Raw genomic sequence first — 23,148 nt, forward strand, 5'->3', positions numbered from 1 at the left:
GCTACTGATTAGATCCGTATTTTTCATACGAGATAACTAAAACTTATAGCCTAATAATAGCAAAGTTTATGAAATAGAAATCAGCTTTATTACATTATAATTGGAGTCAATTTAGTGAAATAATACGTTTTTATAGATATAATTAGATTATTTCACTAATGAGTAATTATGCCATGCCTAACAGTCGCCCTGAAAGCGCTATGTTGACTGATATTGATGAGACCGATAGGCGCTTATTATGCTTATTGCAGACTGAAGCGCGGATGAGCATTACCGAGCTTGCAGAACGGGTCAATTTATCCGCAACCCCTTGTGCACGCCGTATCAAGCGCTTAGAAGACACTGGCGTCATCACCGGCTATCATACCCAAATCGACGCGCAAAAGCTGGGTTACCCGCTCGCGGTATTCATCGCGGTCAGTATGGATCGTCATACGGCTGAACGCTTCAAAGAATTCGAATGCAAAGTTCAGAGTTTTGATGAAGTCATCAGTTGTAGCATCGTCACTGGACGTACAGAAGACTATTTGATCAAAGTGCGGGTACGCGATATGGCGCATTACGAAGAGTTTTTATTACACAGGCTCAATCGTATCGAAGGCGTCGCTCAAGTGCATACCAGTTTTGAGTTACGAGAAGTATTTAGTCGCAGCGTTATTTAACGGATCATTCGCGATTGGCGGCGAAAAAAGTAAATTAAAATCAGCCCAATGACCAAGCCTATAGCCGCTACTAGCAAGCCCGCGTTAAAGTTATCGTCCTGCCCCGCCAGCGCCACTGTGACTAATGGGCCAATAAACTGCCCTAGCGCATAGGCCAATGTCGCCAGACCCATCAATAAGTTTGAGTAGGCAGGGTTGATGTTTTTCATCAACGTGAGTGTCATCGATACCATACCGACGAAGGTTAAGCCTAGAATAATAGCATTGCCATATAGACCGACACTGCCTTCAACCCATATGGGCAGACACATTCCTAGCACTTGCAACACCGTTAAGCCCATCAAGGTTTTGGTTTCACCAATGCGCTTGGCAAGCGCACCCCAGAGGGGGTTTGACAACATCGCAAAAATACCAACGACTAGCCAAATCAGTAGTCCAGCATAGGTTTGTGTCGTTAAGCGCTGCGCTGCCATGACAGGCAAAAATGTCGCAGACGTAATATAACCAAAGCCTGCTAGCAAATAGCTGGCGGACAATAACACAATCGACTTGGTATGACCGGCCACAGCTTCATACAACGACCGTTTAAAATTAACATAAGTCTGCAATATTGATGAGCGTTGATAATCACGCGGTAATTCGGTTGGGTGCGAAGGGCTTGGTCTTATAGCAAATAATAGCCATAACAACGGTAAACTGCTGATACCAGCGCTTAGCCAAATGACATCGAAATGATAGCCTAGCGTCAAAAGCCATAAAGTAAGGATAGCGGAGGCACTAATCCCCACCCCAATACCAGCATAATGTAAGGCTGAGAGTACAGAGCGGCGCGCGTGACTAAAGCGTTGGATGACCAATGATGAACTCAAAATCATCGCAACCCCGCTTGCGATACCAGAGAGCAGACGAATGACATACCATGTATTTAGCGACATCTCTGGCACCATGAGCAGCATCGTCGTGACAATGCTGACCATCGTCCAGAGTATCAACATCAGCCATGTCAAGCGTTGAGGCACAAACATGGCGATGAGTGCACCGATGAAATAGCCAATATAATTGATCGACGCCAGCCAGCCAGCGATGCTCGTCGAGAGTGACAGTTGCACCATGATATCGGGCAGGGTCGCAGTGAACAAAAAGCGTCCATAACCCATCACCACTGCCAAGCAGTAAAGACCGATGCACGCGATGGCGGTTTCATTGGTAATAGTTGATAGCGCACGGCTTTTGAAAGCAGTCATCATGACAGAGCCAGCTTGTGGCGGTTAGCACACAATCCATTGTATTAAACAGTGTGAATGATTCAAAAGCAGTGTCTGATCAATAATTAATAACACGATTGAAACTTAAGACACTTGCAGTGTGGTTGAGGTGTTCGACTAACCCTCTGTCTGTCCTAGCATTTGTACCCGCTTATCACTAAACATATCCATATCAGGCGCCAGCGTGCGCATAAAACGGTCAAAATAGAGCATCTGCTTGGTTAATAAGGCAAAATCACGCGGGAAATGAATACCGTGACGCTTACCGACATCTACAATCTCTAGCATCATTTGATTCAATTCATCGGCCTGCTCTTTACTATTGAAAGGCACACCGCTGGTAAAGGCTTTGTCTTCTGCCATGATGGTCTTCATCATACGCTGCAAGTCATTACCCAGTGCCACCACATCGACCTGATTGCCGCCATGGGTCATCTCCATATCAATCATATGGCGTGCCATCGCTTGGTAGTCGTTGTCCTGCATCGCTTGCATCATACCCATACAGGCGCGCCAACTCTCCGCTTTTAATTTCCCAACGATACCAAAATCCAAAAAGCCAATACGACCATCGGTTAGCAGCATCAAATTACCCGCATGCAAATCAGCGTGAAAGCTATTGCATAACATTAGACTGGCAAACCAAGTATTCAAGGTATCTGCCATTACTTGTGCCGGATCAGCACAATATTGACGCATTACCGACTCATCGACCATGGAGACGCCGTATAAGCGGCTCATGGTTAGCACGCGCTTGGTCGTCAGCGCCTCATAGACCGCTGGCGCCACCACGCGGGTATTTCCTGATACTGCTAAGAACTGCTGAAAATCACGGATGTTTTGCGCCTCAGCGATAAAGTCCGTCTCAGCCAGCATACGCAAACGAATTTCATCAATAATGGGTGCAATACTGGCAAACTTCATCGATGGCATGAGTAGCTCAACTAACTTAGTGACGCCATGCAATACACCCAAATCTGTCTGCATGATGGTCTCAACGCCCGGCTTTTGCACCTTTAATACTACCTCATCGCCATTATGCAAACGAGCGGCATGAACTTGAGCGATGGAGGCTGAGGCTAATGGTTCTGGGTCGATATGAGCAAACTTATCATCCAGCGTCATGCCATCAACAGCTAGCTCTTCATTCAATACGTTTTCGATATAGGCGTAGGATAAAGGCGTGGTTTGATCCAAACAGCTCTGAAATGCTTTGACATAGTCACGTGGAAACAATGACGGCGTACTAGCGATAAATTGGCCGATTTTAATATAGGTCGTGCCCAACTGCTCAAAGGTTTCTTTTAGCAGCATGGCATCTGGCTTCTCGCCTTTAGCCACTCTGAGCGCAGACAGACCAGCGATACTCGCTGTCTGGCGAACACGATTAACGACATTAAACGTATGTTTTAATAAATGCGGACGATGAATTTTCATAAGAAACAACTATGGTAATAAAAGGAATATTTGGGAATAGATGATTGCAACAGCTCAATATCGAGCCATTACTAATGATTGGCGCATACGGGACATTGTGGATCTTGGCGATAGCCCATCAGCCGTTGCTGCATTTGACTACCATCCCATATTAGCAGCTTGTTTGTCAGTGGATTTTTGGTTAATCCCAAATACTGTAAGGCAGCATTCGCTTGCAAATTGCCCATGATGGCCGTGGTACTGGCTAGTACCCCTGAATTGGCACAAGTACGCTCATCAGCTACGGCATCAACGGCATCAACGGCTACTGAACCAAACACACAATGATAGCAGCCGGTATGAAGATGCGGCTCATATAACGCCAACTGCCCTTGCATCGCAATCGCTGAGGCAGATAGTAAGGGAATCTGGTAGCGCACGCTAATGCGATTAATCATATCACGCGTGGCAAAATTATCGGTACAATCGAGCAGTAAGTCAGGCTTAGCTGTCGCCATATCGAGTAGCTCATAAGCGTTGTCTTCACTCAATCGAGCCACCGTACCACGAGCACGAATTAAAGGATTAATGCATGTCAACATCTGCGCCGCTGCTAGCGCCTTGGATTTGCCAATGTCGTCAGGTAAAAACAGCGTCTGACGTTGCAGATTACTGGCTTCAATCTCATCATCATCTATCAGATGAAGGTGCCCAAGTCCTGCACGTACTAGCGTCTCAGAAGCCGGACAACCCAGCCCGCCTGCACCAATCATAACGACGCGCGATGCTTTTAAGCGTAATTGAGCATCGATATCCCAGCCATCGAGTAGTATCTGCCGCGCATAACGCAGCAGCTCTTCATCCAACAACTGCCCTGCATTTAATGAATGCGACATAGCCATTTAAAACCTATTATTAAAAAACTGTTAAAAAAATCCAACTATTAAATTTGCCCTAGCGTTACACGATCGTTACCACCAAAGTCTTGCACAGTATGGACAGCATTAAAGCCATTGTCCAAAAATAACTGACGTACTGCCGCTCCTTGATCAAAGCCATGCTCAATCGCTAGCAACCCACCTACACGTAAATATCTCGGTGCCTGTTGTACGATGTGCTCTATATCGGCAAGACCCTGATTAGGCGCACTTAACGCACTGATAGGTTCCGCTATTAAGCGTGCTAAATGCTCATCTGCCTCATCGATATAAGGAGGATTGGAGACAATCACATCAAATAACCGTTCGCAATCAGTGGATAGCTCGCTATACCAACTGCTTTGTATAAATTCAATATTGGTAATATTATTAACAGTAGTATTATGGCGTGCGACTTCCAGCGCCTTTACTGACACATCAACGGCTACTACTTGCCAGCTATTTTTTGCAACATTAGCTTTTGTATTACCAGTGCTACCTTGTGTTAGTTCATGGGCAAGACTAATCGCAATACATCCTGACCCTGTTCCTAAATCAAGTAAACGTTTGCTAGTTACAGCGTCCTCTTGCTTAGTTATAGAGCGCGATTTCTCTTGCTCATTTATCCAATTCAAAACCTGTTCAACCAAAATCTCAGTATCCGGTCTTGGTATCAAGGTATGTTCATTCACCTTAAAATCAAGCGACCAAAACTCCTGCTTACCCGTTAAATAAGCGAGTGGTATGCCCTGCTGCATCTTAGTCACGCCAGCACTAAACTGCTGGTATTCTGCCTCAGTCAATTGATAGTCGTCGTTGGTCATTAAGAATATGGACGGCTTATGTATGACGTACAGTAACCAATCGGTTAGCCAAAATGGTGGGATTGCACTATTTATAGACGCGTTTACCCATTGCTGACTTTGCTGTTTTATTTGCCGGATAGTGAGTGCAGTCATATTTGGCTCTTAACTACTAAACAGTTAATTTTGATGTCAATGTTAATAATGACCCTACTCTGTAGCACGCGGCGGTTCATCGGTTTTAGTCAATAAAGACTTACCGTCATCGTCATCAGATATATCATCGTTGCTACCGATAACGACATGTTTATCAACCAAATAAATCAGTATTAACACAGGAATACCGATTAAAAAAGTAATCAAGAAAAAGTTTGCGAAGCCAACATTATCTGAAATACCACCAGAATACCCACCCAGTACTTTTGGAAATAAAGTCATTAGCGATGAAAATATAGCATACTGTACCGCTGTAAACTTAACGGAAGTAAGTGCAGATAAGAAGGCAATAAATACCGCAGTAGCAAAGCCTGCAGCCAAATTATCAATAACAACTGCCATATACATATAGTTCATATCACCTGGGTGATAGGTCAATAAAATAAATAGTAAGTTAGTTGCACTTGACGCTATAGCACCAATTAGCATGACATGCATCATTTTCATTTTTTGAGCAATAAGACCACCCAAAAATCCCCCTGCAATTGTCATAAATAACCCAAGAAATTTTACCGCATCAGCAATTTGAATTTTGGTAAAACCCATTTTAGCGTAAAAAACATTTGATAAATTACCCGCTACTATGTCAGATACACGGTAAAACCCTATGAGCAATAGCAGCAGTATTGCTTGCTTACCATATCGGCGGAAAAAATCTGCTATAGGCTCTACCCATAACTGCTTAGCGACAGCTTTTTTTGCCAGCCCAACGGCTATCAATGCATAGCCTACAACGATGGCTACAGCTAAGCTACCAAGTAGTCTCACGACTTCTAACAAAAACTTTAATAATACGCCTTCAGGGCTCTCAAATATCTTGCCAATCAATATAAACGCGCCTATGAATGCCAGCACTGATAAGATAAATAGGAATAATATTCTAATATTATCATTACGTGTCTGCACTGCTGAAGCCACTTTATTGACTATTTTAGGTTGGTTCAAAATAAAATAGACTAACAAAAATGGGGCACATGCCATTACAATCAAGAAGTACGTATTTATCGTGGGCAAATATTCAACAGGTATTAACGTTAAAGGTATATTTAGTATTCTAGTGAAAAAAGTGCTAAGGAACACTGGTACGCCATAGACGATACCCGGAATCAACAAAAAAGCAGCATAAACAGAAAAAATCTTTAAATTTCTTTTTTGCTTCTTTAGATTCAATGATTCTGCTGTAGGCTCATAGATGGCGAACGTCGTCAGCAATCCGACCGACATAACCGCCATCATCGTATAATACGTATTACGCCACGCTTCATAGCTATACGACGTTTCAGACGAGCCAAAATAAGTCGCTAGATAAAGAGCGCCTGCGCCAGCAACAATCATCCCTATACGATAACCTGCGACATATATCGAAGATAAAGTGGCCTGCATCTCAGCACCTGCAAGCTCAATACGATAAGAGTCCACAACAATATCCTGCGTCGCGGATGAAAAGCCTAATAAAACTGCGCCAAGCGCCATTAACCAAAGTACATTGTCTACAACTGGGTTTACACTTGCCATCGTAAAAATAGCAACCAACACCATCAGTTGTGATACAAACATCCACGCCCGACGCCGACCCAGCCATTTGGTCAAAAAAGGAAGTGGCATAGAGTCAATTAATGGCGCCCAAATAAACTTAAATGAATAGCCAAGTCCTGCCCAACCAAACATCGTTATGACACCCGTTTCAAGACCTGCTTCACTCAGCCATAATGAAAGACTTGAAAAAACCAATAGAATAGGTACGCCTGCTGAAAAACCGAGAAACAGTATAATCATGACACGAATATCTGAAAAAGACCGTAACGCATCAGACCAAGATTTTTTAGCCACTGGTGGCACAGATTTGACAGCAGACATAATAACTCACCGAAACTTGAGACAAAAAACACAACTACGCACAATTTTTATCAATCATTTATAGCAAAAACCCGCTATCAGCTGTCGCTAACAAGGATTGATAAAAATTGCTCAGCGTTGCACAAAACGAGCATTACCACAAAATTCAATTATGGTACTTGAGAACGCTTACCTTGACTAGATATTTTTGCATTAACTTATCATAGACAGCACTTCGTCAAAAATGCTATTTCACAGTCGCCACATGGAATGTGATAGTCTGCAATGAAGGGTAAATTTATCCTGATTTTTTCTTATGCTTCTTATGATGTTAAAAATAAGTAAATAAGTAAGTCGTTAACTATTAACCTATTTGTATATAAAAAGAATGAAATCAACGCGAGTGGCGTTATTGATAAGGGGGAATGGCGTTTACAGCATATTGAGTAGGACAAAAAATTAAAACCGCTTATGATTGGTTATTTAAAACTTATGATTCTTATATATCAGTTTTATAAATACATGGTACTTAGTTATGCTTCACGTATAGGCATACATATATCAGCAAGCTTCACTACTAATAAACGTCACTTCTAAAAATTACCATAGCTAGCTATTTTTCCTTTCTCTCACTACCGCCCAGGAGTTATTCAATGTCCAACTCGACCCCCAGCTCAGCTGACAAAAATGCGACCCCAGACGCTGCACGTTGCCCTATCGATCATGAAAGCAATAACAATAATGGTGCCGCCACTAACACAACTTATGACCAAGGTGATGATAAAGGTCCGACGATTCATAGTGAAAACGTAGACCATACGCATGCGCCGCAGCGCCCTAGTATGGGCGGCTGTCCTGTCATGCATCAAGCACACACTACTGCTGCTTCTACAGCAACTGATTGGTGGCCGAACAGCTTGAACTTGGACATCTTACATCAGCAAGATCAAAAGACTAATCCCATGGGTGCGGACTTTGACTATGCTGAGGCCTTTAAGCAGCTCGACCTAGAAGCCGTCAAACAAGATTTGAAAAACTTAATGACTGAATCACAAGAATGGTGGCCAGCAGATTGGGGGCATTATGGTGGTTTGATGATTCGTATGGCATGGCATTCGGCTGGTACGTATCGTAGTGCTGATGGCCGCGGCGGCTCCAACACTGGTAATCAACGCTTTGCGCCATTGAACAGCTGGCCTGACAACGTCAACTTAGACAAAGCGCGTCGCTTACTATGGCCTATCAAGAAAAAATACGGCAATAAACTGTCTTGGGCTGACTTAATGATTTTGGCAGGCAACATGGCCTATGAGTCAATGGGCTTTAAAACCCTAGGTTTCGCTGGTGGTCGTGCTGACATCTGGCATCCAGAAAAAGATATCTACTGGGGCTCTGAGCGTGAATGGCTCGCCGCTACAGAAAACCGTTACGATAGCGATGAAGATCGTGCGTCACTCGAAAACCCGTTAGCAGCGGTACAAATGGGCTTGATTTATGTCAACCCTGAAGGGGTCGATGGCAACCCTGACCCGCTCAAAACAGCGCAAGATATGCGTACGACCTTTGCTCGTATGTCGATGAACGATGAAGAAACCGTGGCGTTGACCGCTGGTGGTCATACCGTTGGTAAATGTCATGGTAATGGTGATGCGACGATATTAGAAGATGAGCCAGAAGCAGCTGATGTCGCCGAACAAGGCTTAGGCTGGCGCAATCCTAAAGGTAGTGGCAATGCAGGCGATACGGTATCGAGCGGTATCGAAGGTGCATGGACGACCAATCCTACCCAATGGGATTACAATTATTTTGAGTTACTCTTAGGTTATAACTGGGAGCTAACCAAAAGCCCAGCAGGCGCTTGGCAATGGGAGCCTACCGATATTCGTGAAGAAGATCGCCCATTAGATGCGCATGACTCAAGCGTACGCCGCAACCCAATCATGACCGATGCCGATATGGCGCTAAAAAAAGACCCTATCTATCGTGAAATTTCAGAGAAATTCCATCAAGATCCAGAGTACTTCGATGAGGTCTTTGCCAAAGCGTGGTTCAAACTAACGCATCGTGATTTAGGTCCAAAAGCTCGCTACTTAGGCGCAGACGTGCCAAGCGAGGACTTCATATGGCAGGATATCGTTCCTAAAGGCAATACTGACTTAACCGCTGATGATATTGCAGCTTTAAAATCGCAAATATTAGACAGTGACTTGAGCCGCCGAGAGTTGATTATCACTGCTTGGGATAGCGCCCGAACCTTCCGTGCCTCAGACTATCGCGGCGGTGCCAATGGTGCGCGTATTCGCCTTGCCCCGCAAAAAGACTGGGCAGGCAATGAGCCTGAGCAATTGCAACGTGTGCTCGAGACGTTAACCAGCATCCAGTCTGGCTTTGATAAAGACGTTAGCTTGGCAGACCTTATTGTGTTGAGTGGTAACGCCGCTCTTGAACAGGCAGCTAATGATGCCGGCGTAGACATTACAGTACCGTTTAACCCAGGTCGCGGTGATGCTGACGCATCAATGACCGATGCGGAATCTTTTGCAGATTTGGAGCCCTTACACGACGGCTATCGTAATTGGGTTCAAGGCGACTACGCGGTATCACCTGAAGAGATGCTGCTGGATCGCACTCAGTTGATGGGCTTAACTGCTCCTGAGATGGTGGTATTGATTGGTGGTATGCGCGTTCTCGATACCAACCATGGTCAGAGTCAACATGGCGTCTTTACTGAGCGTGCTGGCGTGCTTACCAATGACTTCTTCGTTAATCTGACGGATATGAATAACACTTGGCATCCTATCAAAACCAGCGACGATGCTCGTAACACCTCTAACCTTTATGAAGTACGCGAACGTGGCACTGGAAAAACGAAATGGCAAGCGAGCCGTGTGGACTTAGTGTTTGGCTCCAACTCTATACTACGCGCTTATGCTGAGCTATACGCGCAGGATGACAATTTAGAGAAGTTCGTTCATGACTTCGTCGGCGCTTGGAGTAAAGTAATGAACGCCGATCGTTTTGATATCGCTGACTAACCTTCTGTGCTCAGTTTGACATGTTCACTAAGGTTTGCCTTAATAATTAAATCCAAACTTTACAAACAGCTATCTTTTAGAAGGTAGCTGTTTTTTTTGAATAATGCACTTTTATTGAAATTTCAAAACTCGCTAGCAATTAGATTACAATTTCTATATTCCCAATTATTATTAATTGATAGCTATTTATTATATACAAGAATAATAGATTTGATTTACACTGGTCGCTTACGGCATATTCGTAGGTTTTTACTTTTATATACAGACAGGGTTTGTATATTTATACAATAGGATTCAGTTATGGCAATCGACGTAGTGGTCAATCAGCGGCACTTGCAAATTCAGCTCAAGCAGTTGGAGACGGTGTGGCATACGGTGATTAATGGCTATAACTTAAGCCAAGCGGCGACAGTACTGCACACCAGTCAATCAAGCTTATCCAAGCATATCGCAGCGCTTGAAAACCAACTAAAAACTGAAGTATTCGTGCGTCAAGGCAAGCGTTTGACCGGTCTGACGACCATGGGCACAGCGCTCATGCCGCATATCGAGTCTATCTTTGCTGAAATCCGTACGATTGAGAATCTAAGCCTCGACTTTAACAACCCCAATGTCGGTACCTTAACCATTGCCACTACTCATACGCAGGCACGTTATGTATTGCCGCAAGTGGTCAAAGAATTTAAAGAACGTTTTCCTAAAGTGAATTTAATCTTGCAACAGGCTGATCCTGAGACCATCGCCCAGATGGTGATACGCGGGCAAGCTGACATCGGTATTGCAACCGAGTCGTTGCTCCATAATAACTATCTGCGCTGTTATCGCTATTATGACTGGACGCATCGCGTTATTGTGCCAAGCGATCATGAGCTTGCCAGTCACGAGTCTATTGATTTGCCGACCCTCGCCAGCTATCCAATTGTTACCTATCATGGTGGTTTTACCGGACGCGGTGCGATTGATAAAACCTTTACGGATGCAGGTCTTGAGCCAGATATTGTTTTAGCAGCGCTCGATGCTGATGTAATTAGCACTTATGTTGGTCTTGGTTTAGGCATTGGTATTATAGCCGAGATGGCTTTTGAGCCAAGCCATTATCAGAACTTAACGGCGATTCCGGTGGATCATTTCGGGCGCTTTACCAGTTGGATGGCGGTACGGGATGATGCAGAAATCCGCCAATACGGGCGCGCTTTTATGGAATTATGCCAAAAGCAATTTAATCCAGAATAGGCTATCTGCTTAATCATTGTTTTTACCCTCGCTGTAAACATTTTAATAAATATCAGACAGTACAGACTGACGGCATCGTTATCAATAGATAGCGATGCCGTTAATTTTTATGCCTAAAAAGACGTGCCTTCAATAAGAACCAACACGACTAAATGGACTAAAAGCGGCTAAATATTCTAATCTGTACACGCTATTAGATTATTAAGATTTGTTATCGTTCTAACTTTTGACCTTGATATTGCCCGCAACTGCCCCATCATAATAACTATTAAACGGGTAGCACATCGCAACCTTACACCACTAGCAACGATGAACTGGCCTTGTTGTACTTTCAATATTGTTTCGACATGAAAAGCCACTATTTATTTAGAGTTTGTTGAACATTCACAACTTGTTGCACATTCACAAATAAGCACTGCTGCCGTTTATCCTTACCACCCTCAAATACAAATATAATAATGTCGTTAAAAAGCGGCGTTAGAAACACAGGTGATCTATGAGTAACACAATTCCTTTATCCTTTTTAGACTTAGCCCCCGTTCCTGAAGGTCATACCATTGCTGAAGGTATCGCCCAGACGGTTGAGACCGCACAGCTTGCAGAAAAAGTCGGCTTAAACCGTTATTGGATGGCAGAACATCACAATATGCCCGGTATTGCGAGTGCAGCAACCTCGGTGCTGCTAGCGCATATTGGTAGTCAAACCAAGCGAATACGTATTGGCGCAGGCGGCGTGATGCTTCCTAACCATGCACCGCTCGTGATCGCTGAGCAATTCGGCACATTACAAGCGTTATATGGCGACCGTATTGACTTAGGCTTAGGCCGCGCTCCTGGTACAGATGGGGCGACTTTTCAGGCGCTACGTCGGCAGATGAGCGACGCTGAACGCTTCCCGCAAGACGTGCAAGAATTAATGTACTTCTTAGGAAATTCAACTGACAACAGTCCTGTGCAAGCATTCCCTGGCGCCAAATCAAACATTCCTATCTGGATACTCGGATCTTCACTTTTTGGTGCGACCTTGGCCGCACATTTAGGACTGCCTTACGTGTTCGCCTCGCATTTTGCGCCGCAAATGCTCAGTCAAGCTATCACAACTTACCGCGAGCAGTTCAAGCCGTCAGCCTATTTAGACAAGCCTTATGTGATGGTGGCAGCGAACTTACTACTGGCTGATGACGATGCAACTGCCCATTATCACTTTACCTCAGCACAGCAGAGCTTTGTGCGTTTACGCCGAGGTGAAACAGGGCAAATGCCAAAACCAACCCACGATATGGATAGTATTTGGAGTCAAGCAGAGAAGATGATGGTAGACAACGCGCTATCGATCTCGTTCATCGGCTCTGTTGAAACGGTCAAGCCCAAACTGGCTAATTTTCTGGCCCAATATGAGCCAGATGAGTTGATTGTAACGGCCAACGTTCATAATCAAGCAGCGCGTTTGCGTTCACTTGAACTTACACCTGAGCTAAACTTGTTTACTTTACAATCGGCAGCGGCACTTGCATAATTATTGATAACTTTTAATGAGATTATGGTCATGGAACCCTCTGCTTTTATTGGTTCATCAATATTTTTGTACATCGCAGCATTTATCGCCGTTATGGTTGTTGGTGGATATTTAACGTATCGTACCAGCCCAAAACGCAAACAGCGCCGTGAAGATAAGCGCGATAGAGATAACTAAGGCTAATGTCAAAAGCCCTCTTTTCTTATTTGAAAAGAGGGCTTTTTTATTGCTAATAAATATATAGCGCTTTTACGAAAGATGACTTCATTTTAAAAATGGTGATAAACATGCAATAAATTGCCTTTAAACAAGAAAAATAGTGTAGATACTATTGAAATATCAACCAGCTATTTGACGCCGTTTAGCAACGTTTAATCGTTTTTATCACATTTAAATGACTATAAATTGAAGCGAAGACACACCCTGATTGGTCTATTATAAAACGTATCACCAATCAACTGATGAGCCGAGGTTTTGTTTTGCAGCTTGCTTAGCGACATATAAAGCGACTGCCGCATCGAAACTAGCCGCGCCCACCGATTTAAATAACGTGATGCCTTTTTTAGACTGAGTCGTATCTTCTTTTAGCTCGCTCGTTACCAGCGCTTGCAAATCGCCACTAAGGTCATCCCAAGTCCATACGCAATCAGAAGCAGCATGCGCTTGAATCAAATCGCCAGCCTCATGGCGACTGCCGGCCAAGTCATCAACGACAACCCTACTGCTGCCAGCTATGACATCATTGCTGATTTCTTTCATTGAAGGTTGATAAGCACCAACCGCGTTGATATGCGCATCAGATTTTATTTGATCGATACTAAATAAACCTTCGGTTGCACGGGTCGCTACGTTAATGATATCCGCATGACGAACAGCCTCACTGATTTCGTTGCAAACCTGAATGTCAACATCCCACTGCGCATAATCACGAGCAAATTTTATCTTAAATTGCTCGGCTCCTTCGTGGTTTCTGTTCCATAAATAGACCGTTTTAATATCGGGGCGCACTGTCAGTACGGCATGCAGTTGCTCGTAAGCCATGCCGCCGCAGCCAACGACAGCTACACTTTGGCAGTCAGACTTTGTCATATACTTAGTAGCGATACCTGATAAGGCGGCCGTGCGCACCTGCGTGATATAGATACCATCCATAATCGCTAATATTTCACCCGTATCATTATTAGAGACGGTAATAATAGCGGTGGTCGTTGGCATATCACGACTAGGGTTATCAGGGCAAATTGTGACGAGCTTGACAGCGGTATACTCTTTTTCACCATCATAAATCGTGGCTGGCATCGATAAATGCGAGCCTGAACTGTGAAGCTTATCTTCACTAAACGTCTCGATAACCAAACGTTCAGGTGCTTTAACCCAATTAGAGTGTGCTGCTTGCTGAGTTAACAAGGTTTCAATCGCTTCAATCGCAGCTTGCATATTAAGATGTTCGGTCACTACCGCTTGATTTAATAATTGCATTAACATAGCTCCTGTTTATATTTTATTATTGAACTGCTCTCTTATCTTATCATGCTAAAACAACCACTACATCCACCCTAAAGCACGTAACATCGCCGCACCAATCGCCATGCCAAACATGCCTACGACGGTGGTAAACGCTAAGATATTGGCGGCTAATACATCATTGCCACCCATGGCTTTTGCCATCACGTAGCTGGCGGCCGCTGTAGGTGAGGCGGCCATCAAAAACAGCACGCCCATATGAACGCCCGTTAGCTCGAAGCTCAATCCTACTGCGATAGCGATTATTGGCGCGACGACGATACGGCCAATACTGGCTTGCATGGATAATCCTGAAGGATGTAGCATCGACTTTAAGTCAATACTGGCGCCTGCACAAATCAGTGCTAATGGTAATGCTACGGCCGCTAGTAAGTCGCCAGTCGTATGAATCACACCTGTTATCGGTGGTAGCGGCAACGCCTTATAAGCAAAGGCAGCTAGTAAAGCGATGATTAATGGATTGGTAAAGAGTTTTTTGATGATCATGGTGCTACGACTAACCCACGTATCGTCCACGCTTTTCGACACGCGACTGAGGGTAATCACAGCTAAAATATTAAATAATATCGTCACCACACCCATATATACCGCACCAATACTTAAACCGCGCTCTCCGTAGGCATTGGCAACTGTCGCCAGTCCAATAATGGCCATATTGCTACGAAATATACCTTGTACAAACACTCCTTGATCTACGGGACGACTGACAAAATGCTTGGCGTAAATCTCTGCCCCAATGAATAGAATAAAAGTCACTAAAATACCAGCAACTATCAGGGTAATTTGCTTGCCATAATCCACATTACTATCGACGACACTGAAGAAAAGCAAACAAGGCAGACAGTAATTAAAGACGAAGTTTGAAGATTGATCGATAAAGCTCTGGCTTGCCTCGCCGCGTGTTTGCATAAAAAATCCCAACCCCATTAACGCAAGGTTGGGCAGTACAATGGTAATTGCAAAAACAATGGCTTCGATCATAGATAAGCTCGGATCAGCAATATGCTCAAAGCTATGTTGTCAAAGCCATGAGCACGTACTTATTATAGGTTGGACAAAATAGTGGAAAGTTAAGGCGTCTACCCCATAATTATTTATGGTCTGGTTTTTTGACCCATTTACCGTCAGCACTTTTTTCGTAGACATTCTCAACGGCAGACCATGCGGTCGCAAACCAACGTGACTCCTCATCATACTGTTTACTCGCACTATTAAACGCCGCACGAAAGATTTCTTGTGCGTGTTTGGGTAAGTTGTCTTTTACCGCATCCGGTAAGTCTGATAATTTATCATAAGGCATAAAAGCATTCCTTGTCTGTAATCGACTATCGACATCATCTTTAATCATTCTATTCTACCTATTATTTGTTCTCAAAACAGAATAGAGCCATATTATGCTGTTTTTAAATTGTTAAGAATATTGTTAGGCGCTTTACCATAAAAAGAGCCCATAACTAAACAACGTTATGAGCTCTTTTTATCATTCTTTATTCATTGTTCTTTTTTTAGTGATGTTTTACGACAAATTTAAAGCTGCTGCGACTTTTTTCTGCTTCTTGACGGTCATGGCTAATAATTGAATGGCGGCAGGCGTGACTCCACTCACGCGCCCAGCTTGGGCAAGTGTAGCAGGACGGACTTGCGTGAGCTTCTGCACAATCTCATTTGATAGCCCTGACACGATGCTATAATCAAAATCAACAGGTAGCGCGGTGTTCTCCAAGCGCTTCATTTGATCAATCTCTTCTTGCTGACGATCAATGTAGCCGGCGTACTTGACAGAAATTTCAATCTGCTCACCCACCTGTGCATCGACTTGCGAATCAGTAATCGAAGCGATATCGGCAAAGTGGATTTGCGGACGTTTGAGCAGATCAAAAGCAGTTGCTTCTTTGCTAAGTACTTCGCCTGTTTGCTCAGTGACTTTTTGCCCTAGAGCATTGGCAGGGGTTGCCCACATATCTTTTAGGCGAGCAGACTCAGTAGCGATAGATTCCATTTTCTGCTCGTAAGCCTGCCAGCGCTCATCATCAACCAAGCCAAGCTTACGACCCGTTTCAGTCAAGCGTTGATCCGCATTGTCTTCACGTAGCAATAGACGATACTCAGCACGGCTAGTAAACATACGATACGGCTCAGTCGTGCCATGTGTAATCAGATCATCGACAAGCACGCCAAGATAGGCTTCATCACGGCGCGGTGTCCACGTTTCAAACTCGCTATTATTACTAGTGACGAGTGCAGCATTCGTTCCTGCTAGCAAACCCTGCACGCCTGCTTCTTCGTAACCCGTCGTACCGTTGATTTGACCTGCGAAGTACAAACGATCAATAGATTTGGTCTCAAGCGTTGGTTTTAGATTTTGCGGATCAAAATAATCGTATTCAATCGCATAACCGGGACGGGTAATGTGCGCGTTCTCTAACCCTTTCATACTATGAATAAAGTCTAATTGCACATCAAATGGTAAGCTGGTTGAGATGCCGTTTGGATACAGCTCATGCGTCGTCAGACCTTCTGGCTCAATAAAGATTTGATGACTGTCTTTATCAGCAAAGCGGTGAATCTTATCTTCAATCGATGGGCAATAACGTGGACCCACGCCTTCGATTTTGCCAGAGAACATCGGTGAGCGATCTAAATTCTCACGGATAATGTCATGGGTACGCGCATTGGTATGGGTGATATAGCAGTTGACCTGCTCAGGATGCATCGACACATCACCCATATAACTCATCACTGGCAATGGCGTATCGCCTGGCTGTACGGTCATCACACTAAAGTCAACGCTACGTGCATCGATACGTGCGGGTGTGCCAGTCTTTAAACGTCCAACTGGCAGCTTAAGCTCACGCAAACGGTCAGCCAACTTGATCGAAGGTTGATCCCCTGCGCGTCCGCCTTTTGAGTTCTCAAGACCAATGTGAATGACACCGCCCAAGAAGGTTCCTGAAGTCAGTACCACAGTTTCGGTATTAAAGATAATGCCAGTCGAGGTGACAACCGCCGTCGCGCGACCATTTTCTACCAAAATATCATCAGCACCTTGTTGGAATAAATCAAGATTAGGCTGGTTTTCTAGCGTTTCACGAATGGCGGCTTTGTACAAAATGCGATCTGCTTGCGCACGGGTCGCACGAACGGCAGCGCCTTTGCGACTATTCAATACGCGAAACTGGATACCTGCTTTGTCCGTCGCCAATGCCATGGCACCGCCCAACGCATCAATCTCACGTACCAAGTGTGATTTACCGATACCGCCAATCGCTGGATTACAGCTCATCTGCCCCAGCGTCTCAATATTATGCGTCAACAGCAAGGTCTGCGCGCCCATACGTGCGGCCGCCAGAGCAGCTTCAGTACCGGCGTGACCGCCACCGATAACTACCACGTCGTAATGTTTTGGATATTGCATGCATGCCTCGCTTGACAGATAACGTCAATATAAATAGAGAAAAATAGTCACCAATTATAGCAATTTTTAGTCGGTATTCATATTATTACCAGGACTCAGCGGCACAATACGATCTGCGTGACCACTACCTAGCATATGCTGACTACCATAACCCTCTGGATTAATCTGCAAGTAGGCATTCATCTGCCCAATCGCATCACCGTCATCACTGGCTAAGATCTGACCTTTAATCAGTTCAACGGGTGGCAGTGGTAAGTTTTTGAGTAATGCCAAGCGCTGATCGTTATCACCCTTATTGACAACCAATTCAATTAGCTGACGCGCATCAATCGGCAAATCTGGCGTATTTTGTGCCATTAATGCTAGGTGATAAGCACCAGCCGTGTCTTGATCCGCAACGACACGCTGCTCAATGGCCACATAAGTCGCTTCAGTTGCACCGCCTGCCACACTGAGCTGATGGATACATTTAAGTGCTGAATTCGGCTCATTGCCCGCAATATCAATAATACGCGTAGATTCATTTTTTAGGTGTTCACGGCGCTTCTCGATAGCCGCTTGCTTGATCACTTCTTGTTGCTTATTTTTTTGATCATTTTCTTGATCAGCAACTTGTGGTTCAGTAAGTTCATTATTATTTAATTGATTATTCATAAGTCTCTCTTATTATATAAACTGGATTTATCTTGAACACTATATGGGGTTAAAACCTATAAAAACAATCAATTGCACAGACAATAAAAAACCCGAATAACCATTTTAATCTATTAAGAAAGGTCATTCGGGTTCACTGTGCTTTGATATCACGCTTTGCGTTTAGACATTAAGTTAGTCTAATCATGCGAGTAAATATTAAGCAGCAGGGCTGTTTGCTTCAACCAACGGCTTAAGCTCACCTGATTGATACATTTGTAAAATGATGTCAGAACCGCCCATCAACTCGCCATCAATCCATAATTGTGGAAACGTTGGCCAGTTGGCAATTTTTGGTAATGTTGCACGGATTTCTGGGTTTTCTAAAATATTGACAAAGGCAAATGGACGACCGATTTGGGTAAGTACCTCAATCGATTTAGCAGAAAAACCACACTGTGGAAACTGCGGTGTCCCTTTCATATAAAGAATGACTTTATTGTCTTTAATTTGATCACGGATCAGTTGTTCAACATCGTTTGCAGCGGTATTTGGGGTTTGCTCACTCATAAAAGCTCCTATTGATAAAGCGGTTCATTGAAATGGTTATTTATATGACAAAATAGTACTATGAAGATATGGTTGATACATGGGGCGATTGCCACGGTATTACAAGCAAAATCTATATACTGGTCCAGCCAATCGTTATTTGGCTTCGACGACATTAGGCACTAATAATACCACGGCATTGGCCATAATGCCCTCTTGCCGACCGGTAAAGCCTAGTTTTTCAGTCGTTGTGGCTTTGACACTGACATGTCCAATATCAGTTTGCAAGTCACTGGCGATATTCTCACGCATGGCCTGATTGTGCGGGGCAAGTTTTGGGCGCTCACACATCACCGTAATATCAGCATTGCCAAGCATATATCCTGCCGCTTGTACCTTGCTATAGACATAACGTAGCAATACTCGCGAGTCCAGACCCGCATGCGCCGCATCAGTATCTGGAAAGTGCTGACCGATATCGCCAAGCGCCAAGGCACCCAACAGCGCATCCGCGAGTGCGTGCAGTACTACATCGCCGTCAGAATGCGCCAGTAAACTATGGCTATGCTCAATAAGCACACCCGCTAAGATGACGTATTGCTGCTGCTGACCATTATTATGAAAAGCATGAACGTCGATACCTTGACCAATTTTTATCATTGTTATTCCAAATTAAGCGTGATTAAAATAATTGACAATCACTATCTAAATTTTCAAAGCTATTTTCTGGCAGTCAGGCCGTATAGCTCGCCACCAGTTTTAAATTAACTGGTATAATGTGACGCTTATTTTATCATAATACCCAGTCCAAGAGATAAGTCTAAACGATGAGATAACCCTGTCAACTTACTAAGCCTATTAAAGGCGTTGTAGTGAGGTCAGTGGTATTTCAAACTTTATTTCAAATTTGGACAAGGTATAAAAAGTTGAGCCGTTCTATGTCAGTCATGCCAAATACTTCAAGCATATCCGTTTCTGATTCTTTCAGCGCCCAGCGCCCTTTGACGCTTGCCGATATCGACAATCCTAGCAGCAAACATGTGATTGTCGGTATGTCAGGCGGGGTCGATTCTTCCGTGTCTGCCGTTTTGCTACAGCAAGCAGGCTTTAAGGTGGAAGGTCTATTCATGAAGAACTGGGAAGAAGATGACGGCACCGAATACTGCACAGCGATGGATGACTTAGCCGATGCGCAAGCCGTTTGTGACAAGATAGGCATCAAGCTACACACCGCCAATTTTGCCATGGAATATTGGGATCGGGTATTTGAGCACTTCTTAGCGGAATACAAAGCAGGACGTACACCCAATCCTGACATTTTATGCAATAAAGAGATTAAATTTAAGGCGTTTTTAGACTACGCACTCACTCTAGGTGCTGATTATATCGCTACCGGTCATTATACGCGTCGTAGTGTGAATTACAAAAATGACAATGGTATGGAAGTCGCGCAGCTATTACGTGGTCTTGATAACAATAAAGACCAAAGTTACTTTTTACATGCCGTTGGCGGCGACAAAATTGCCAAAACCCTGTTCCCAGTTGGTGAGCTTGAAAAACCGGTCGTACGTCAAATCGCGGAAGAGCACGACTTAATTACAGCTCATAAAAAAGACTCAACGGGCATTTGCTTTATTGGTGAGCGCCGCTTTAAAGACTTTTTACAGCAGTACTTGCCTGCCCAAAAAGGCGATATCGTCACTGACGATGGCCACATTATCGGCTCCCATGATGGACTTATGTATTATACCTTAGGTCAGCGCGGTGGCATCGGTATTGGCGGGGTCAAAGACCGTCCCGAAGAGCCATGGTTTGTACTCGCAAAAGACTTAGATAAAAACCGCTTAATCGTTGGTCAAGGTCACGAGCACCCAATGATGCTGAGCAATGAGCTGCAGGCTTATAAGCTTGACTGGGTCGATGGTCTACCTCCTGCAGCTATATTTAGCGCTGAAGGCTTACATTGTATGGCAAAGTCGCGCTATCGTCAGCCAGATCAAGCCTGTCATGTGTTTGCTATTGATGATAAAGGTTTGGAGGTGAGAGCTGTATTTGACGAGCCACAACGGGCGGTAACCCCAGGTCAATCAGCAGTATTCTATATTGATGAGGTTTGTCTAGGCGGCGGCGTGATTGAGTCTATCGATGCGCCACTTTCTACCCTTAATTAATACTAGGCCGTGTCCTCAATCCAAGCGATTGTATCTAAATGGGCTGAAAATGGCTAAATTTTTGCCAAACATCGTTAAGTAGCTGATTAATATCTCGATATTATTTGCGCTATTTTCCTCGTTTGACTGCAATTTATCTCATTTTTATGACCATTTTTAAAATGAGAACACGCTCTAAAAACATTTATATAACAAATCTTACATAAACACACTTACCGCTAATCTAAGTAATACTACCCTTTAGTCAGTTTTTGCGCGGTAACTCTATGAAATTGTGCTATAAATAGATATGGCGACATATACTCTCATCTGTCGTATTTACAATAGTGCGTCTAATTTACTTCAGGATATTTCATGAGCTATCGTTTTTCCTCAATCTTTGATTCTGCAAAGACTTTGAATATGCCTATGAAGTATCCTATCGCCTTTATTATTGTGATAGGTTCTTGTCAAGCATACGCAGCACCGCAAGATATGGGCACTATTACTGTAACCAGCCGTAGTCTATCAAACGGTACAGCTTCTGGCACTTATATAGCTGCTGGCTCAGGTGCAACTGGTAGTTTTACGCTCACACGTATTAACAATAATACTCGCGGTTATCTAAGTAATGTTGAGATAAAGCCTACAGGTCTTCCAGCTACAGGGACCAATGGTATAGAGATTAGCAACCTTGCAGATACTAATGTCAGCAATGATAAATTTACTTATACCTTTACCATTACTCCTAATGACAACACGGCTATCCATACTATTAAGATTGGTCAAGCCAGCTACACGACCAGCGGTAACTCAGAGGTTGCGCAACATACTTTAAATTTTACTAAAAGCACTTTAAACAGTCGAGCGGTTCAAGCAAGTGTTAGAACAAACCCAAGTGTTCCCTATTACTATGAAGCCATGGGGGATTATTTTATGGGTAAAAGAGATCCAGCTAACACTAATAACTTTATTTATAACGACCCACAACCTCATTTCAATTACGCGAAAATAGTGGCAATAAGCTATATTTTTATCGTTTTGACTTTCTTAACGGTACCAATCAGGGCGGTAATGTATATAGACCTAGCACTACGGGTGGAGAAGTCAGTGTTCGAAGCGGTGCCACTGGCTTTTTACCGCCGACGCCAACCTTTTCAAACATTATAAAATCGACTTCAACCAGCCCTAATAATCAGACTACCTACCCTCCTTTAACATCAAATATTGCCGATGGTGGTAAATATATCAGCTATGGTATTGAAAACAGTGCCAGTAACTACGTAGTGGCAGTAAGAAATGCGAGCACTGTTACCTTAACTTATGAAGGTATCATGAATGGTAGTAACGGCTTGACAGGAGAGACGGTTGGTGAGACGTATAACGAATGGATCAGCTTTGGAGTAGAGAGCGAGCCCTTAAATTATATATTTTCTGGTACGGTATTTAATGATAACGGTGGTATCAGCGATAGCGCTGCTGACCCAGACAAGGTAGGCGCTCCTTATAGCAGTAATAGTAATTATTTTAATGGTACATTCGATAGCAATGAAGCAGGTGTTTTAGTTAAAACAGGGAGCGTCGCTAGTAGAGTTCGGCTAGTAAATGATTGTGATAACCCTACGACGACTTATGCCACCCAAACATTAACAACAGCTGACGCTGGCGTATATCGGTTCACTATACCCGTCACAGAAATTGGTAATAGAAACTCTGTCTGTATTATTGAAGATAATAATAGTGACTATCCTATCCGTACTACCAGTGGCAATAAACAAGTTGGCTTTACCTCCAATAAATATAGCTACCCTAACAATAACTTTGGCAGAGTAATTGAAGCAAACAAGGCCTTAGTGTTAGAAAAAGAGCAGGCCTTAAATAATTGTAGTATCTCAACATTAGAGCCTTTCCTAAAAACTGTGTAACTGCTTATAATCCACTAACAGGAGAATAAGCAATGACTAACCAAACTGACATC

General features: G+C 43.7%; 20 protein-coding genes. 8 read left to right on the plus strand and 12 right to left on the minus strand.

The features are described 5' to 3' along the window. The first annotated feature begins 173 nt into the window (after positions 1–173). Complete coding sequence (locus AAEY80_RS11575) at positions 174–662, plus strand: Lrp/AsnC family transcriptional regulator (protein ID WP_101211969.1); 489 nt, start codon at positions 174–176, stop codon at positions 660–662. Here AAEY80_RS11575 and AAEY80_RS11580 read toward each other — a convergent pair. From AAEY80_RS11580 to AAEY80_RS11600, 5 genes are all read right to left on the minus strand, one after another. Further along, complete coding sequence (locus AAEY80_RS11580; protein WP_201616949.1) at positions 659–1,909, minus strand: YbfB/YjiJ family MFS transporter; 1,251 nt, start codon at positions 1,907–1,909, stop codon at positions 659–661. The two genes, AAEY80_RS11575 and AAEY80_RS11580, sit on opposite strands and share 4 nt — an antisense overlap. Before the next feature lie 135 nt (positions 1,910–2,044). After that, a complete protein-coding gene (locus AAEY80_RS11585) occupies positions 2,045–3,364 on the minus strand; it encodes an ABC1 kinase family protein (protein WP_350588348.1) in 1,320 nt (439 codons plus the stop codon). A 71-nt stretch (positions 3,365–3,435) separates the two neighbouring features. Beyond that, the gene (locus tag AAEY80_RS11590) at positions 3,436–4,239 is read right to left on the minus strand and encodes a HesA/MoeB/ThiF family protein (protein WP_502945291.1); all 804 of its coding nucleotides are present in this window, start codon (positions 4,237–4,239) and stop codon (positions 3,436–3,438) included. Positions 4,240–4,286: 47 nt separating this feature from the next. Beyond that, positions 4,287–5,219: a peptide chain release factor N(5)-glutamine methyltransferase gene (gene prmC, locus AAEY80_RS11595; protein ID WP_350588350.1), complete on the minus strand. Its 933-nt coding sequence runs from the start codon at positions 5,217–5,219 to the stop codon at positions 4,287–4,289. A gap of 54 nt (positions 5,220–5,273) precedes the next feature. After that, positions 5,274–7,136: an AmpG family muropeptide MFS transporter gene (locus AAEY80_RS11600; protein WP_350588351.1), complete on the minus strand. Its 1,863-nt coding sequence runs from the start codon at positions 7,134–7,136 to the stop codon at positions 5,274–5,276. An 821-nt stretch (positions 7,137–7,957) separates the two neighbouring features. Here AAEY80_RS11600 and katG point away from each other — a divergent pair. From katG to AAEY80_RS11620, 4 genes are all read left to right on the plus strand, one after another. Beyond that, positions 7,958–10,150: a catalase/peroxidase HPI gene (gene katG, locus AAEY80_RS11605; RefSeq protein WP_350588355.1), complete on the plus strand. Its 2,193-nt coding sequence runs from the start codon at positions 7,958–7,960 to the stop codon at positions 10,148–10,150. A 300-nt stretch (positions 10,151–10,450) separates the two neighbouring features. Beyond that, positions 10,451–11,383, plus strand: coding sequence for a LysR substrate-binding domain-containing protein (locus AAEY80_RS11610; RefSeq protein WP_025652792.1), 933 nt, complete (start codon positions 10,451–10,453; stop codon positions 11,381–11,383). Positions 11,384–11,879: 496 nt separating this feature from the next. After that, the gene (locus tag AAEY80_RS11615; RefSeq protein WP_025652793.1) at positions 11,880–12,899 is read left to right on the plus strand and encodes an LLM class flavin-dependent oxidoreductase; all 1,020 of its coding nucleotides are present in this window, start codon (positions 11,880–11,882) and stop codon (positions 12,897–12,899) included. Between the two features lie 30 nt (positions 12,900–12,929). Then, the gene (locus tag AAEY80_RS11620) at positions 12,930–13,076 is read left to right on the plus strand and encodes a hypothetical protein (RefSeq protein WP_156915630.1); all 147 of its coding nucleotides are present in this window, start codon (positions 12,930–12,932) and stop codon (positions 13,074–13,076) included. 270 nt (positions 13,077–13,346) lie between these two features. Here AAEY80_RS11620 and AAEY80_RS11625 read toward each other — a convergent pair whose 3' ends face one another. The 7 genes from AAEY80_RS11625 to ispF form a co-directional block, all read right to left on the minus strand. Further along, complete coding sequence (locus AAEY80_RS11625) at positions 13,347–14,378, minus strand: ornithine cyclodeaminase family protein (protein WP_350588352.1); 1,032 nt, start codon at positions 14,376–14,378, stop codon at positions 13,347–13,349. Positions 14,379–14,444: 66 nt separating this feature from the next. Continuing rightward, a complete protein-coding gene (locus AAEY80_RS11630; RefSeq protein ID WP_201577554.1) occupies positions 14,445–15,404 on the minus strand; it encodes an AEC family transporter in 960 nt (319 codons plus the stop codon). A 109-nt stretch (positions 15,405–15,513) separates the two neighbouring features. Further along, entirely contained in the window at positions 15,514–15,723 is a 210-nt protein-coding gene (locus tag AAEY80_RS11635; RefSeq protein ID WP_025653313.1) for a ChaB family protein, read from the minus strand. A gap of 216 nt (positions 15,724–15,939) precedes the next feature. Continuing rightward, positions 15,940–17,838, minus strand: coding sequence for a tRNA uridine-5-carboxymethylaminomethyl(34) synthesis enzyme MnmG (gene mnmG, locus AAEY80_RS11640; protein ID WP_025653312.1), 1,899 nt, complete (start codon positions 17,836–17,838; stop codon positions 15,940–15,942). Between the two features lie 66 nt (positions 17,839–17,904). Then, positions 17,905–18,492 (minus strand): hypothetical protein, encoded by a 588-nt coding sequence (locus AAEY80_RS11645; RefSeq protein ID WP_350588353.1) that lies wholly within the window; start codon positions 18,490–18,492, stop codon positions 17,905–17,907. 198 nt (positions 18,493–18,690) lie between these two features. Then, entirely contained in the window at positions 18,691–19,041 is a 351-nt protein-coding gene (gene grxD, locus AAEY80_RS11650) for a Grx4 family monothiol glutaredoxin (RefSeq protein WP_025653310.1), read from the minus strand. Between the two features lie 135 nt (positions 19,042–19,176). Then, the gene (gene ispF / locus AAEY80_RS11655) at positions 19,177–19,680 is read right to left on the minus strand and encodes a 2-C-methyl-D-erythritol 2,4-cyclodiphosphate synthase (protein WP_037025748.1); all 504 of its coding nucleotides are present in this window, start codon (positions 19,678–19,680) and stop codon (positions 19,177–19,179) included. 287 nt (positions 19,681–19,967) lie between these two features. On the opposite strand from ispF, the gene mnmA reads away from it, so the two are divergent. The 3 genes from mnmA to AAEY80_RS11670 all read left to right on the plus strand — a co-directional run bounded on the left by mnmA (position 19,968) and on the right by AAEY80_RS11670 (position 23,095). Beyond that, entirely contained in the window at positions 19,968–21,191 is a 1,224-nt protein-coding gene (gene mnmA, locus AAEY80_RS11660; RefSeq protein WP_413786527.1) for a tRNA 2-thiouridine(34) synthase MnmA, read from the plus strand. Between the two features lie 354 nt (positions 21,192–21,545). Continuing rightward, entirely contained in the window at positions 21,546–22,340 is a 795-nt protein-coding gene (locus AAEY80_RS11665) for a hypothetical protein (protein ID WP_201577679.1), read from the plus strand. A gap of 164 nt (positions 22,341–22,504) precedes the next feature. Then, the gene (locus AAEY80_RS11670; RefSeq protein WP_350588354.1) at positions 22,505–23,095 is read left to right on the plus strand and encodes a hypothetical protein; all 591 of its coding nucleotides are present in this window, start codon (positions 22,505–22,507) and stop codon (positions 23,093–23,095) included. Positions 23,096–23,148 lie beyond the last annotated feature (53 nt).

Origin of the sequence: Psychrobacter sp. 78a-MNA-CIBAN-0178 (assembly GCF_040309625.1) — a bacterium.
Lineage (GTDB): Bacteria > Pseudomonadota > Gammaproteobacteria > Pseudomonadales > Moraxellaceae > Psychrobacter > Psychrobacter okhotskensis.